Origin of the sequence: Lactiplantibacillus paraplantarum (genome assembly GCF_003641145.1) — a bacterium.
Taxonomy (GTDB): domain Bacteria; phylum Bacillota; class Bacilli; order Lactobacillales; family Lactobacillaceae; genus Lactiplantibacillus; species Lactiplantibacillus paraplantarum.
Map to the genome: position 1 here is coordinate 1 of NZ_CP032750.1, position 13,768 is coordinate 13,768.

The 13,768-nt window shown below is 37.9% G+C and carries 18 protein-coding genes and 1 pseudogene; 12 read left to right on the plus strand and 7 right to left on the minus strand.

Annotated features, from left to right (window positions below):
- Positions 1 to 359: 359 nt before the first annotated feature.
- From LP667_RS16555 to LP667_RS16565, 3 genes are read left to right on the plus strand one after another with little or no spacing between them, the layout of a single operon-like run.
- Positions 360 to 1,295: a replication initiation protein gene (locus LP667_RS16555; protein WP_017260793.1), complete on the plus strand. Its 936-nt coding sequence runs from the start codon at positions 360 to 362 to the stop codon at positions 1,293 to 1,295.
- Complete coding sequence (locus LP667_RS16560) at positions 1,288 to 1,854, plus strand: helix-turn-helix domain-containing protein (protein ID WP_014271904.1); 567 nt, start codon at positions 1,288 to 1,290, stop codon at positions 1,852 to 1,854. The genes LP667_RS16555 and LP667_RS16560 overlap by 8 nt, the downstream gene beginning before the upstream one ends.
- Positions 1,842 to 2,042 carry a hypothetical protein gene (locus LP667_RS16565; protein ID WP_020090466.1) on the plus strand — a complete coding sequence of 67 codons (201 nt, stop codon included), beginning with the start codon at positions 1,842 to 1,844 and terminating at the stop codon, positions 2,040 to 2,042. Before LP667_RS16560 ends, LP667_RS16565 begins: the two co-directional genes overlap by 13 nt.
- 41 nt (positions 2,043 to 2,083) lie before the next feature.
- Here the strand turns inward: LP667_RS16565 and LP667_RS16570 are convergent, their stop codons facing one another.
- From LP667_RS16570 to LP667_RS16590, 5 genes and pseudogenes are all read right to left on the minus strand, one after another.
- Complete coding sequence (locus LP667_RS16570) at positions 2,084 to 3,418, minus strand: dihydrolipoyl dehydrogenase family protein (protein WP_056988601.1); 1,335 nt, start codon at positions 3,416 to 3,418, stop codon at positions 2,084 to 2,086.
- A gap of 152 nt (positions 3,419 to 3,570) precedes the next feature.
- The gene (locus LP667_RS16575) at positions 3,571 to 4,143 is read right to left on the minus strand and encodes an MFS transporter (protein WP_225416435.1); all 573 of its coding nucleotides are present in this window, start codon (positions 4,141 to 4,143) and stop codon (positions 3,571 to 3,573) included.
- Positions 4,116 to 4,448, minus strand: coding sequence for a hypothetical protein (locus LP667_RS16580; protein WP_225416436.1), 333 nt, complete (start codon positions 4,446 to 4,448; stop codon positions 4,116 to 4,118). The genes LP667_RS16575 and LP667_RS16580 overlap by 28 nt, the downstream gene beginning before the upstream one ends.
- A 595-nt stretch (positions 4,449 to 5,043) precedes the next feature.
- Positions 5,044 to 5,838, minus strand: a pseudogene (locus LP667_RS16585) (cation diffusion facilitator family transporter); the annotation flags it as partial.
- A gap of 152 nt (positions 5,839 to 5,990) precedes the next feature.
- On the minus strand, positions 5,991 to 6,305 hold the full coding sequence (locus LP667_RS16590) for an ArsR/SmtB family transcription factor (protein WP_056988600.1): 315 nt from the start codon (positions 6,303 to 6,305) through the stop codon (positions 5,991 to 5,993).
- 358 nt (positions 6,306 to 6,663) lie between these two features.
- Between LP667_RS16590 and LP667_RS16595 the strand changes: the two genes are divergently transcribed.
- The 4 genes from LP667_RS16595 to LP667_RS16610 all read left to right on the plus strand — a co-directional run bounded on the left by LP667_RS16595 (position 6,664) and on the right by LP667_RS16610 (position 10,407).
- Positions 6,664 to 8,595, plus strand: a complete 1,932-nt coding sequence (locus LP667_RS16595) for a heavy metal translocating P-type ATPase (protein WP_056988599.1) — start codon at positions 6,664 to 6,666, stop codon at positions 8,593 to 8,595.
- Between the two features lie 167 nt (positions 8,596 to 8,762).
- The gene (locus LP667_RS16600) at positions 8,763 to 9,068 is read left to right on the plus strand and encodes a transposase (RefSeq protein WP_002827637.1); all 306 of its coding nucleotides are present in this window, start codon (positions 8,763 to 8,765) and stop codon (positions 9,066 to 9,068) included.
- A complete protein-coding gene (locus tag LP667_RS16605; RefSeq protein ID WP_055307687.1) occupies positions 9,065 to 9,943 on the plus strand; it encodes an IS3 family transposase in 879 nt (292 codons plus the stop codon). The genes LP667_RS16600 and LP667_RS16605 overlap by 4 nt, the downstream gene beginning before the upstream one ends.
- Before the next feature lie 257 nt (positions 9,944 to 10,200).
- Complete coding sequence (locus LP667_RS16610; RefSeq protein ID WP_010004772.1) at positions 10,201 to 10,407, plus strand: MerR family transcriptional regulator; 207 nt, start codon at positions 10,201 to 10,203, stop codon at positions 10,405 to 10,407.
- Between the two features lie 219 nt (positions 10,408 to 10,626).
- On the opposite strand, the gene LP667_RS16615 is transcribed toward LP667_RS16610, so the two are convergent.
- A complete protein-coding gene (locus tag LP667_RS16615; protein ID WP_056988598.1) occupies positions 10,627 to 10,911 on the minus strand; it encodes a helix-turn-helix domain-containing protein in 285 nt (94 codons plus the stop codon).
- Positions 10,908 to 11,258 carry a type II toxin-antitoxin system RelE/ParE family toxin gene (locus LP667_RS16620; RefSeq protein WP_004912644.1) on the minus strand — a complete coding sequence of 117 codons (351 nt, stop codon included), beginning with the start codon at positions 11,256 to 11,258 and terminating at the stop codon, positions 10,908 to 10,910. The genes LP667_RS16615 and LP667_RS16620 overlap by 4 nt, the downstream gene beginning before the upstream one ends.
- A gap of 60 nt (positions 11,259 to 11,318) precedes the next feature.
- On the opposite strand from LP667_RS16620, the gene LP667_RS16625 reads away from it, so the two are divergent.
- The 5 genes from LP667_RS16625 (at position 11,319) to LP667_RS16640 (ending at position 13,409) form a co-directional block, all read left to right on the plus strand.
- A complete protein-coding gene (locus LP667_RS16625; protein WP_004912641.1) occupies positions 11,319 to 11,909 on the plus strand; it encodes a site-specific integrase in 591 nt (196 codons plus the stop codon).
- A 69-nt stretch (positions 11,910 to 11,978) separates the two neighbouring features.
- The gene (locus LP667_RS16860; RefSeq protein ID WP_162985044.1) at positions 11,979 to 12,155 is read left to right on the plus strand and encodes a hypothetical protein; all 177 of its coding nucleotides are present in this window, start codon (positions 11,979 to 11,981) and stop codon (positions 12,153 to 12,155) included.
- The gene (locus tag LP667_RS16630) at positions 12,155 to 12,445 is read left to right on the plus strand and encodes a hypothetical protein (RefSeq protein WP_056988597.1); all 291 of its coding nucleotides are present in this window, start codon (positions 12,155 to 12,157) and stop codon (positions 12,443 to 12,445) included. Before LP667_RS16860 ends, LP667_RS16630 begins: the two co-directional genes overlap by 1 nt.
- A 41-nt stretch (positions 12,446 to 12,486) precedes the next feature.
- On the plus strand, positions 12,487 to 12,846 hold the full coding sequence (locus LP667_RS16635; RefSeq protein ID WP_056988596.1) for a hypothetical protein: 360 nt from the start codon (positions 12,487 to 12,489) through the stop codon (positions 12,844 to 12,846).
- Positions 12,847 to 13,196: 350 nt separating this feature from the next.
- Positions 13,197 to 13,409 carry a hypothetical protein gene (locus LP667_RS16640; protein WP_056988595.1) on the plus strand — a complete coding sequence of 71 codons (213 nt, stop codon included), beginning with the start codon at positions 13,197 to 13,199 and terminating at the stop codon, positions 13,407 to 13,409.
- Positions 13,410 to 13,768 lie beyond the last annotated feature (359 nt).

Below are 13,768 nucleotides of genomic sequence, written 5' to 3' on the forward strand. Positions count from 1 at the left end.
GGCAACGAACGAAGTGAGGCGCAAGGAACATAGCGACTGGAGTTTAATGTGAGCCGGTTTTTGGCTCACTCCTTTGTATTTTTGTTTTAGATTTTGATCTTGTACAGCGGTGCCTCTTTTATACCTCTTTTATAAACCTCTTTTAAACCTCTTTTAGACCCCTCTTGAGCCTTACTCTCCCAAGGCTCACAGAAGTTTATCAACGAGGTTTTGTCTGTTTATCAACGAGGTTTTGTCTGTTTATCAACGAGGTTTTGTCTGTTTATCAACGAGGTTTTGTCTGTTTATCAACGAGGTTTTTAATAGTGATCGTTGATAAACAATCGTTGATTTTATATAATAGTTGTGGAGGTGTAATTATGAGCAATGAACTTATAAAATATGATCCAGAACTTAATACTATTCCCTTACGTAAATTCACCCCTATTGAAATGAATCTATTTTTTTCAATTATTTCTCGTATGCGTGATAAAGGGGATCAAACAGTTAGATTTTCTTTTGAACAACTTAAAGACTTGAGCAACTATAAACCAACTGCAAATAATCGCTTTGAAGATGATATTCAAAGAACTTATGAAAAACTAATGGGGCTTCATTTTGGAAGACGTAGTAAATCTGGATTAAATAGAGAAATGTTTGTTATGTTTACTAAATTCAGAATTGTTGGTGAAGCTGATTCTCCTTATATAGACATTGAAGTATATAAAGATGCTTTGCCACTTCTTAATAATTTAGACACGTGGGTTAGATATGCTTTAGCGGAATTTAGAGATCTTCGAAGCAGTTATGCTAAAACCGCTTTTAGATTGTTAAAAGGTTTCAGAACAACCGGTTATGCTTTTTTATCAAAAGAAGATTTTTTTGAGTTACTTGATATTCCTAAAAGTTATTGGAAAAAGCCGGGAGACGTTGATAGATACGTTCTTAAACCAATCAGAGAAGAATTAACCCCTCTTTTTAGAGGCCTAACTGTTCGAAAGAAATATGGTAAAGGCCGCGGGAAACCAGTAATTGGGTATTCTTTTACTTGGAAGCCTGAAAAGAAAGACGCTAACGACTTCTCACAAGGTCAATTTCAAGATGAACGTCAAAAACTCTTTAACATTCAGCATAATGGTGAATTAACAGAACAGGAAAAATGGCGCGCCATTGACAAGGTTAAGGGGTTAACTTTAGGCTCTACTGAGAAACAAGCGTTGGCTGATAAACAGGCCGAGCACGATAAAAAAATAAGAGATCAAGCAAGACAAGAAGCACTTGCTGAACTCCGAAAGGGGTTTGGAAATAATGCCTAAAACAATTAGAGAACTTGCTGATGAATTGGGCGTTTCAAAGCAGGCTATATGGCAAAAGATAAAAAGAGATGCGTCAATCGATTTACGTCAATTTACATCAACAAAAGGTAATACTGTTTACGTTGATGTTGATGGGCAAAAAGCTATTAAAGCAATGTTCTCAAACAATTCGTCAACAAGATACCGTCAACAAAAAGATGATGTTGACGACAACAAAAAAGATGCGGTTGATGGACAAGATGAAGTGAAATTCCTTCGAAATTTAGTATCAGAAATTCAATCTGAAAAGAAAGAGTTACATAAGTTACTAGATCAGCAACAAAGATTGGCCTTACAGGACAAACAACTGCTCGAAGAATACAAAGCAGAAAACGACAGATTAAAAGTTCTCAAAATGCCCTCACAGGAAACAGAATTCAAACACTTAGACAATCAATATAAAGATGAAGTGAACGCTCTTAAAGAGAAGTTGGAAAATTTGCAGGAACAAATCAAAGTTCAAAAAAGGATAGAAGAACAAGAAAAACCAAGAAAATGGTGGGGACTATGGCGAAAATAGATGATTCAGTTAAATTGACATCATTTAAAGGTAATTTATATGATGTGATGAAGTTAATCTTAGCTAAACGTGGGGTAAGTGTAGGACGAGCACGTAATCCTTTACCACATGTAGAAGATGATGAAATGGATCATGTTGAGGTAGTACGGCAACATATTGATGATGCAATTGCTGAATTTACTAAATAATAAAAAACGCCGAGTCTCCTTAAAAGAGGCTCAGCGTTTTTTTAAATCTGTGACCAGACGTCCGCTCCCAAAGTAGGGAAGAGAGGTACGATGCGGCCTAGTTGTTCAGCTGTATATTGAAACTCAATTGCTGGTAATAAAACGTTAATTGCATCGGCAGCATGTTCACTAACTTCAGCTGCTCCTACAAGATGATGGTCTTGATCGTAAATCAAGGTGTTATCACCAATTGTTTCCTTATCAACTTGGCGGAACCATCCGTCAGGAAGATGATTAGTTTTAATGGTGTAATCAGGATTTTGCTGAGCTTCTTCGACGCTCATACCAACCTGTGCGATTTGTGGTGAGGTAAAGACAATGGTTGGGATGGGCGGATAGTTGATTGCGTCAGTAGTCTTTCCTGTGAAAAGTTGGGTTAAATAACTAGATTCAAAGATCGCAGTCGGGGTGAGCTTAGGCTGTTCTTTATCAAGCACATCACCAGAAGCATAGATGTTATCAATGTTAGTTTGAAGATGATCGTTAACTTCGATCCCGTTAGCATTGTAACTAACGCCTACTTCGTCTAATCCGATGTTTTCGATGTTAGGAATTCGTCCGGTAGCATCCAAAATCCAGTCGGTGGTGAGGGTTTCGTGATCGTTATAAGACACGGTAAAATGAGAACCGTCTTCCTCAAAACGATCCACCTGAGCGTTGTAAATGAACTTCACCCCTCGTTTTTCGAGGTCGGCAATGACTTGTTTTACGTAATCTTGATTAAATTTGCGCAACGCCCGATTATGGCGTAAAAGTACAGTGACGTTCGCGCCGGCAGCATTGGCAATCGTGGCAAATTCCATGCCGATATAGCCCGCGCCAATAATTACGATATTTTCAGGAAGCTGTTTGAGGTTCATAAAATCGGTACTGTCATGCGTAAGTTCTGAGCCCATAACATCTAGATGGTGGGGACGTAGCCCCGTTGCAATCACGATTTTGTCAGCGGTGTAGCGCTGTTGATCCACTTCGATGGTGTGAGCATCAACAAATTTTCCACAACCGTGAATAATTTCGATGTCAACAGAGTCGAGTAAACCAGTAATCATGTCCGGCAAGCCGTCGATGACTTCGTGTTCATGTTCTACATTGGCAGTCCAATCCAGCTTTAAGTCACCATTTACAATGCCATCAAGGCGTTCTTGGTGGCGTAAAAGTTGAACCGGGTTGTCCAGCGTAATTTTCGCGTTGCATCCACGGTTTGGACAAGTTCCCCCGATTTTGTCCGCTTCGATAATGGCGACTTTTTTACCACTATTAGCTAGTGGAACCGCCCCGTCGAAGGCACCATGCCCCGCGCCTAAGTACAAAACATCAAATTGATAACTTTCAGTCATTTAATTACCTCCATCCTAAATTTAGGTGAATAAATAATTACCATTGTTGGCACGAGCATAGCAGAGGATAGGTGCGAGTTGCAAGCGATTGCAACTGAAGAGAACAAAAAGCAATCCTTAACTTTAAATAAGGATTGCTAAAAAATATCTTACTAACGTTTTAATGATTTAATCGATAGCATTGAAATACCACCAATCAAGGAAAAAATAAATGAAACAATAAAAATTCCAGAATAACCAAAAAGACTTATGACGGCAGCGGCTAAAACGGGTGCGATAGCTTGTGTAATTGTATTACCTAAGTTGTAAACACCTAAGAAAAATGCAACACGATTTTGATCGGGGATAACTTTTAAGTTTAATAAATTATCAAGTGCGTTCCATAAGCCCATTCCTAAACCGGCAGCTAAGGCGTAAAGAATAATACCAGTATTATTTCTTAAGAAGAACAGGGAGAGACCTGCAATTGCTAATAAGATAGTTGAGAGACCTACTGGTAATTTCAGTATTTTAAATTTATTAGATAGTGGCCCAGCGACTAATCCCATCAAAATGCCAAAAATAAGCATAATCATGTTAACAAGTTGGATAGAAGATTGAGTTTGATTACCACGATGAAGAAAGTCGGTCATTATATATAAAATGTATCCTGTAATTGCAAAGTTTCCAACTCCCTGAAACATTTTTCCTATAAGAGCTAGGTAGTAGTCGCGCCAATTTGCCAAGAAGGAAAAATTAACTTTACATTTTTTAAAGAAAACTTTTCTTTCTTTTTAGTTGAGGTTTCATCTAAATTAGAAGGCTCATGGACAATCAAAGTTGCAATTAATACGCCAGCAAATGTGAATATACCAAAGACTATAAATCCTAGTCGAAACTGGCTAAGGAACAAAGCACCGATAACGTTAAATCCGTTATTACCTAAAGCCATGCCTAGACCACCATAAGCAGAAGAAGCAGTCCCCTTTCCATCTTCAGGTGCAAAGGATAATCCAGATTTAAAAAGCCAAGAGCTAAAAAAGCCCAACAAACTTTACAACAATAATCGTAAAAAGCGCCTAGAAATAGGCTTTTTTTCATGTTTCGACGTTTGAGAAACGCATTCTAAGTCCAGTTTTTATTAATAAATGGGTTAATGTCCGCTAAATGAATATATAAACTGCGTCATAACTTAACAATTGTGTCGCTTTTTTTATGCCTTATAATTAAAGGTGTTAAAATACGTCATAACTTACCACCATAAAGCAGTCCAATTAATTTATTGACTTCTAAGTAAAATACCAGGAGTTTTGCTATGAATTAACTATGATCCTAGGTGGTCACTAAAACATTCCTTAATTTAGGGGCTATAATTACATAATGACCCCTCGAAAAGACTATTAAGACAGCCCCTGTTATCTAATCACTAGATAACAGGGGCTGTTTTAATTCTAAAATGACATAATAACCCTTTGATATTACTATATTTTCCGTAATTATATCAGCATACCGTTTGTAAATTGTAATTTTATTTTGCATTAAATTTAAGGGGTGCTTTGCACTAATAAATCGAGTAGGAGACTAGCCATTAATTGACTAGTCTCCTACTCGATTTAAAATAGTCCTTTTTTCAATATATAAATACTTTAACTGCCATAAGCATACCCTTTTTCCAGTTCGTCTTTACTTGTAGTTATTTCTATTGTGATATGATTCTTTACACCCGATGTATGGGCAAGCTCTGCAATTTCTTCTTTGATTTCCCTAGCCTTGTTTATATCGGAAGAATCTATAAGAACCGTAACGATAAGGGCATTTTCTTCTCCGTCCAGTGACCAAATGTGAAAATGAGAGAGGGCCTTTACAGCAGGAATATTGTTAATGGAGCTCGCCAGGTTCTCTACGTTTACATTTTCCGGCGAACCGTTCAATAAAATTTTCATTGTGCTTAAAAATTCAGGTACAGTTTTATAGAGGATATAGAGTGCTATCAAAATCGATAAGATTGGATCCAATCGATAAGCCTCGGTAAAGTTCATTACGATACTCACAACCAAGACCCCAATCCACCCTAATACATCTTCTAGCATATACAGGTTCAACATGCCTTCGTTTTTAGATGACCCTTTGCTTAGAATCCAAGCCGCATATCCATTCAATCCAATAGCCACGAGTGAAAGCCAAAACATGCCACTGTAATTAACCGGTTGCGGATCAATCAAACGTGGGATACTTCGGTAGATCATAAAAAATGAGCCGCCGATCAGTACTACTCCAGTTATCAACGCCCCTAATAATGAAAAGCGGTTATAACCAAAAGTGAACTGTTCATCTTGCTGCTTTTCTGAGTACCCCTGGAAAAACCAAGCGAATCCAATAGAAATGGAATCTCCTAAATCATGAACGGCGTCGGACATAATTGACACACTATTGAAAAGAGACCCAAAGAAAAATTAAATCATGGAAAAAATAAAGTTGGTGAAAAAAGCAATTTTAATATTCTTATTCGGTTGATTTTGGTGCGAGTGATTTTCTTGTTTCTCTGACTTTGAAATTTTAAAAACCTCCATTTAGTTTTATACCTTATTAGCTTTTATTGTTCTTGTTCATTGATATGAGTTAAGACTTGTTCGAGAGTACTGAAAACATGAAGATCATCAAGACTGTAAACCATGCTTTTCCCTTCTCTTCTTGCCTTCACTAAATGTGAATCATTCAATATTTTTAGTTGGTGTGAAATCGCGGACTGTTCCATATCCAATGCAAGCACAATGTTTCCAACACTGAGCTCTTCTTTCTGTAAAAGAAAGAGAATTGACAAGCGTGTAGGGTCACTAATCACTTTGAATTCTTTGCTTATTGATTGGATCTTCTCTTTATTGATTGGCGAAGTTGTTGATGTATCCATATGCTCTTATTCCTCTCACATGATTTTCCATTCATATATATAATATCACATGAGTAAAACGATGCTAGTTTTTTGTTTATAGACAAAATTAAGACTTTTGTATCAGCAATAGTAGTCCATTTGAATAAGAAGCATCTTGTCTTGACAAAACTCATACAGTGAGTTAATATGATTTTGTAAACATATGATTTGTTATTCATATGTAAAACGTAAAGATTCCGATTTACATATGGGACAACTGAAAGGAGTCAGAGACAATGGAAATTACATGAATACTTCTCTTCTTTTAGTGGGAATTTGTGTGATTTAATAAGTAAATGAATGGAAATCAAAGGAATTATATAGGAAGGTGATAAAAATGGAAACTATCGAAGAACAACAATCTCAAGAAAAACATAATCACGACCATGAACACGGAAAAATGCCAATCGTTTTATACTTTATTGGTTTAGCCTTAGCGGTGATCGCTTTATTTTTGAATGAAGATTATCAGTTAATGCGAAATATTTTATTCTCAATCGCTACAATCAGTGCAGGATATCATGTCATTATTCTTGAAGGCCTTGGAGAAACAATCGAGAACTCCAAAGTTCAAAAAAAGTTCATGCCCAACTCTCACATTTTGATGGGATTAGCGGCCATTGGCGCTTCTTTAATGGGGAATTTTGGGGAAGGTACATTATTGATTCTTATTTTTTCTGGTGCACATTTTTTGGAAGATTATGCAGAAGGAAGAAGTAAACGAGAAATCACGAAATTACTCGAAATGAATCCAACGACTGCCCGGTTAATCCAGCCTGATGGCAGTACAAAAAATGTTGACGTCAGTGAATTAAAAGTGGGAGATCAACTTCAAGTATTGAATGGCGATCAAGTCCCCATTGATGGCGTCATTTTGTCAGGCTCTACGTCCATTGATGAGTCATCTATTAATGGAGAAAGTATCCCAAAAGAGAAGTCCAAAGGAGACGACGTTTTCGGAAGTACAATCAATGGAACAGGTACTTTCACAATGGAAGTCACTAAAGAAAATAAAGATACAGTATTTTCAAAAATTTTACAGTTAGTAAACCAGAACCAAGACAACCAAACAAAAGCTACGAGTATAATCCAAAAATTTGAACCGAAATACGTTACAGTTGTTTTAATTGCCATTCCGTTATTCATGTTATTGGCTCCTTTTCTCCTAGACTGGACATGGTCACAAAGTATCTATAGAGGATTGGTCCTTTTAGTGGCAGCTTCACCCTGTGCTTTAGCAGCGGCTACTGTATCGGTAACTTTATCGACGACTTCTAACTTGGCCAAAAAAGGCGTCCTTTCAAAAGGTAGTTCTTACCTGTCTCAATTAGCCGATACTCAAGCCATTGCATTTGACAAGACAGGAACCTTGACTAAAGGAAAACCTGAAGTAACCAATTACTATTTTGCTGATTCCGTGAACGAAGAAAACATGATTGATATCGTAGTAGCTCTTGAAAAAGAATCCAATCACCCTTTAGCAGATGCTATTCTAAGAAAGTTTGAGCAAAAAAATAAACTAACTATCGAAGTAGAAAACCAGATCGGCAAAGGATTGATAGGAGATTACAAAGGGAGAAATTATCGTATAGGAAAACCGACTTCGTTTGACGATGTTTCAGATGAATATAGTCGTTTAAATAATGAATGGTCGTCAGAAGGTAAGACGGTCGTATACGTAGCAGTAGATGAGGCTGTTATAGGTCTTATTGCCCTCATGGATGTTCCGAGTGAGCATGCAAAAGAAACCATTGATTATTTCAGAGAACAAGGCATACATACCACATTAATTACTGGTGACTCAGAAATGACGGGTAAAGCAGTCGCTAAACAATTAGGAATAGATGAAGTGATTGCGAATGTCATGCCGGAAGACAAATCCAGAATTATAGACGAACAAAAAGAAAAATACGGTGTAGTTACCATGGTTGGAGACGGAGTGAATGATGCCCCCGCTCTCGTAAACGCAGATGTGGGAATCGCTATGGGAGATGGGACCGATGTGGCAGTAGAGGTATCGGATTTAGTTTTAATGCAAAACGATTTATCCAAATTGGTACAATCTCATAATATATCTACGAAAATGAATCGTGTCATTTGGCAGAATGTTATTTTTTCAATGGCCGTTGTTGCCTTTTTAGTTGTCGTTAGTTTCTTAGGCTTAACGGATATTGCAATCAGTGTCATTATTCATGAAGGAAGTACATTGGTTGTTATTCTGAATGGGCTTCGATTGTTAAGGTCTAATTCTAAGCCTATCAAAAATTAATAACCTGTTTCAAATATTAACTAATTCTCGTTTTCATATGCCTCTGAAGTTTTGGAAACTTTAGAGGCATATTTTTATAAATCAGTTAGGGTGCTTATGCTAGTTTCATGGAGTGGTTTTTAGAACCATTTCCTGTAAAATGAAACCAGCAGGAGCGTCTTTTTATTATGACTACACGAAATTATTATTCCCCTGAACAGAAGGCAGCTATCGCTGCCCTACATTGGGATGAAAAACAAACATTAAGCCAAATTTCACGTGAAAATAAAATCTCAATAAGCGCCGTTCGGCGCTGGGTCCGTGAGTATTCACCTGCGGTGAATGACAATGGCGAAAAAATTACCAAGAAAACAGTCTCTGAACTTGAAGCGAGAATTGCCGAACTCGAACAAGATAACCAAATTTTGCGTGAAGCAGTCACTTTAATGGACAAATACTCACGTGAACAGATAAAAAAATCCAACCGACGATGAGTTTAGCGGAGCGCGCCGTCGTCGATATGTCTGAAAATGCGAAATATTCTCAAACCAAGTTGCTTGCGGTCATGAATGTGCCCTCAAGCACTTTTTATTCGCACAAAGCTCCAAAATCGCCCACAGAACACGATTTACAAGACGCTCTGATAATCGAGAAAATTCAAGAAATCGTTGACGCGCACGAGTTCAATAATTCCTACGGAATTAAGCGTATGGTGCAGGAATTGGCCGATCAATATGACATACATACCGGTGAACACCGTGTTCATCGCTTGATGCAGAAGATTGAATATAAGTCTGTTATCACTCAGTCTTATAAAGGAAATCGCGGCCGTCCAGTTGTTGAACGCGACAATCTGGTTAAAGACATTATCATTGAACGACCATACCAAGTTCTCACAACTGATGTAACTTACCTGGTGATGCCAGATAAGCAGAAACTCTATAAAGCCAGCGTTCTAGACTGGTTTACCGGTGATGTCATTGGTGCCGTCGTTGGCTATGATATGACATCTGATTTAACTAAACGAGCACTTCAAACAGCTATGCGTCAAATTCCTAAATCGATTCTCAACGCCGAAACATCAATCATTTTGCACTCAGATAACGGTTCCCACTTCATCAGTGAGGAATACGAAGATACCGTCTCATTTTATGGCCTCATGCACTCATTCAGCTCACCGGGGCATCCCGAGCACAACACAATCATCGAAAACTATCACTCATTTTTCAAATCAGAATTCTTCAACCCACGTCGCTTAAGTTGGTCAATCAATGCGATTATTGCAGGAGCGCACCGCTATGACTACTGGTGGAACACCACCAGAATATCTACAAAGACCCGTCCGGCAGCTATACCACTTGCTGCTTAACATAATGCCGGTTATCGGCACTAGCCGGTACGACGCCGTTTATAAGCCGTCACTTGTGAATTTCAAAAATTCGCCTTGTGAAGGCTTATTTGTTGCACGATACAACTTGTGAAATCCGGCTGGTTCACAATCTATACCACCTGTTTTCTCTCACTGGTAGGGCTCGGCCCTGTTCCACCTACAAAAACACCCAGAAATCACGCCGTTTTAAGCTGAAATCCGGGTTTTGAAAAATTTTCGGAGTGCGGTACCTCTCGGTGCCAAAAAAGCCTGTCCATAATCTTGACATCAGCGCCGTGTTCGAAGACGACCCGACTACCATTCCAGCCCGTAAAGACATTCTAGGCGAAGCAATTAATACGCTTAACGAAAAGGTAAAAGAAATTGTTGATGCCCGTGATTATTTACAGTGGAAAATTGACAACTATGATTCTCACATGATTGAATCCGAAAATAAATTATAGAAAACAAACGAGGTCCGGGCGATGATTGCCTGGACCTCGTTTATTCTTTTTGATTAAACTTTCGGGGTAGCTCCGGCCCCTCGCGGGGCTATCTAAAAACCACTCCAAAGTATTGACATTATTCCCTTTCTCGCTCCTTTGAACACCTATTAAAACAGCCCCCATTATCTAGTGACTAGATAATAGGGGCTGTTTTTTTGTTTAATGTTATAATAGATCTTAAAATGCTGGACTAAATTGAATGGTCAACCGTTGGTTTGTTGCTTGGGCGATCTCGGATAGTATCTTTGTTGAAGCATTCATCGAACCATTTTCAATGCGTGCAATCGTTGATTGTGGTTTACCAATCAAACTGGCAAATTCACGTTGGCTCAACCCCATATTTTCACGAAGGTCACGAACTTTCACTGCTACCTCTAAATTAATATTTTCTTGCTCAACAATTTGTGCAAATTCAGGATTTTTTTTACTACGTTCAGCAACGTATGCATCAAGTTTACTCATTGATTTTCCTCCTTATTCAAATACTGACTGCGTCTATTCCGAGCGATTTTCTTTTCATTTTCAGGTGTCTTTTGCGTTTTTTTCGTGAAAGCGTTAGTAATAATGTATTGACTACCTTTGACTTGAAAGTAAAGAGCCCTTTGAATGTTTGAAGATCGTTTAGAACGAATTTCATAGAGATTATTTTCTAGCTTTTTTACCCATAATTGTCTTTCCGCCACTAAGAGGCCATTATTTTCAATATTTTGAATGGTTGCAATTAATTTAGCGGCATCTTTATCAGGTAATTGATCTAAGAACTGTTCAAATTCAGCCCAATCGTAATAATCAAACTCAAATTTTTCCATAACAATATGATAGCAGATGCGCTATCATCAATCAAATTATTAACTTTAAAGGAGTAGCTAATGGTGCAACAAATTGTCCTCCCCATCAAAGACTCCAACGTCTTAAAAATGGTACAAGACACCTTATTAGATAGTTTTCGGGCGGGTCGCCGCAACTACACTATCTTTCAAGTTGGCAAAGCCACTCTACTGCGGGTGAGTGATGTGATGACGTTAAAGAAATCGGATGTCTATAATCCCGATGGGTCTGTTAAAAACACGGCCTTTATTCATGATAAAAAGACAGGTAAAGCGAACACGTTATATTTAAAGCCCGTGCAACAAGACTTGTTGCAATATCATGATTGGCTAGTTCAACAGAATATCACTTCGGATTGGTTATTTCCCTCAACTTCCCATCCAGATCGACATATAACAGATAAGCAGTTTTATAAGGTGATGGCACGCGTTGGTGATCTATTAGGTATCAACTATCTAGGCACACATACGATGCGTAAAACAGGCGCTTACCGCGTCTATACACAGTCAAACTACAATATTGGTTTAGTCATGCACTTATTGAATCATTCGAGTGAGGCTATGACGCTTACTTATCTGGGGTTAGATCAAGCAAGTCGCGAAACAATGTTAGATCAAATTGATTTTGGGTAATAACGCCAACTAATCTCCCTGAATTATCCCGTATTTGCTCATTTTGACGCCACCATGGAGGTATTTTTAATGACTAGGATCACTAAGGCACAATTAGACAACATCATTACAGCGTCCGATAAACAAGGCCCTGATACAGCTAGCCAGACTTATTCTTCAGACGCCTTTGATGCCACCATAGATAATACCGGGGATACTGACCTACTGGGTTATCTATTACTGGATCATTATTTTGGTGATGAATAATGACTAATTTTGATGAGTACATGACCAATGATAATTTGGCCTTACAAGCTATTATTCGCTATGATGACGGCCGTGAAATCCGCGTGTTTAATGTGAGAGATAAACGGTGTTGTGTGTTTATTCAAAATGATAATGAACATTTCTGGTTGCTACGTGAACGTATCTTAGAACCGCCCATGCTACACAACATCACGCAAGCTATGTATCAAGCTGGTATCTATGATAATTATTACCATCTGAGCGTTGAAGTATTTCATGGCGATGATAGTAAAGTTTACTATCCGCGGTGAATATTTTATTTTGTAACCATGCTATATTAGGAGGACTATTCATGGAATTAGATTTAGGTAATAACGCATATGATATTTTAAATGATTGGCATCCCAATGCGGCTAAGGAAGAATTAACGACACAACTCAAAAAACAAGTGTTAGTTGAGAAAGAACAGTTGCCAAAACTTTTATCACGAGAAGACTTAAAAGACCGTTGGGAGATGAACTCACGTCAAAGTGTACATCAGGTTGCGACCAGACCCGATTTCCCAGCACCAATTTTAACCTTTAATCATGGTAAAACACTCCTGTATTTAGAAACGGAAATTCAAATTTTCGAAGTCAATCATCCATGGTTAATTACAATGAGTGCTCGCTTATCTTATAGCCGTTGGATCCTGCATAATGTGATTAATTAATGGTTGGCGTTAGCCTTCTGAGACAAGGAAAAACCAAGGATGAAATCCTTGGCAAACTACTCTTGACAGGTGTCAAGAGTGTAAGTGCGCATTGACCTCGTTTCACTCGGTCTGCTGATAGCTATTAAATCAGGTTTCCCGTTATTGAATTGAATACATTTTTAATTCAATATATGCGTCCAAATCAACTAAATTTGCTATGCTTTAAATACTTAAAAACTATTACAGATTCCGCTATTTTCAATTCGAATTTTTTAATTGTCTTTTACAGAGATTCTTTATAAACTTAACAACAAAATTTGAATAACTAACTGTAAGAGCTGCGTATCTAAACTGAAGTCATTATTTTAATGTTAGGAGTAATTAAGATGGACGAAAAAAAAGTACTAAAACCCATTGATGAAATGCTTGCTGATCCTTGGCAAGTTGATATTCAAGAATTGTTTGAAGCTTCTGTCAATGAACCTGACGAGATCAAAAGGGATTTGTATGATTCCTTATACACTTATATTTTGCAAAAAAGACAAGAAGATATTATTAATCGCCCAGGCTTTGTAATTTAGCCCTCTAAAAAGTCGCTGAGGGCTTTTTATTTTGACTTTGGTATAAATGTATATAAATAGCATTAAAATCGCTGAAAACCAAAAATAAGGCCCTTAAAAACGAACATAGACGCTAAATTCTTGTTAAGATTCAGAAAAACTAACTGTTTGCTGTCAATGGTAGCGGACGAGCGTAGCGTGGGAGCATAAGGAATTGACAGCTCTTAACCAGTCTTTACACTGAAATGGCGAAAGCCAAAGTTTCTACAAAACTTTGCTTTCCTGCCTAACGGCGAGTGAAAAAGCAGGCAAGCTGGCTCAGCTTGGACGGGGTTCGGGGCGTCAGCGCCCGAATTAATGTGGCTTGCCACACCTTTTTA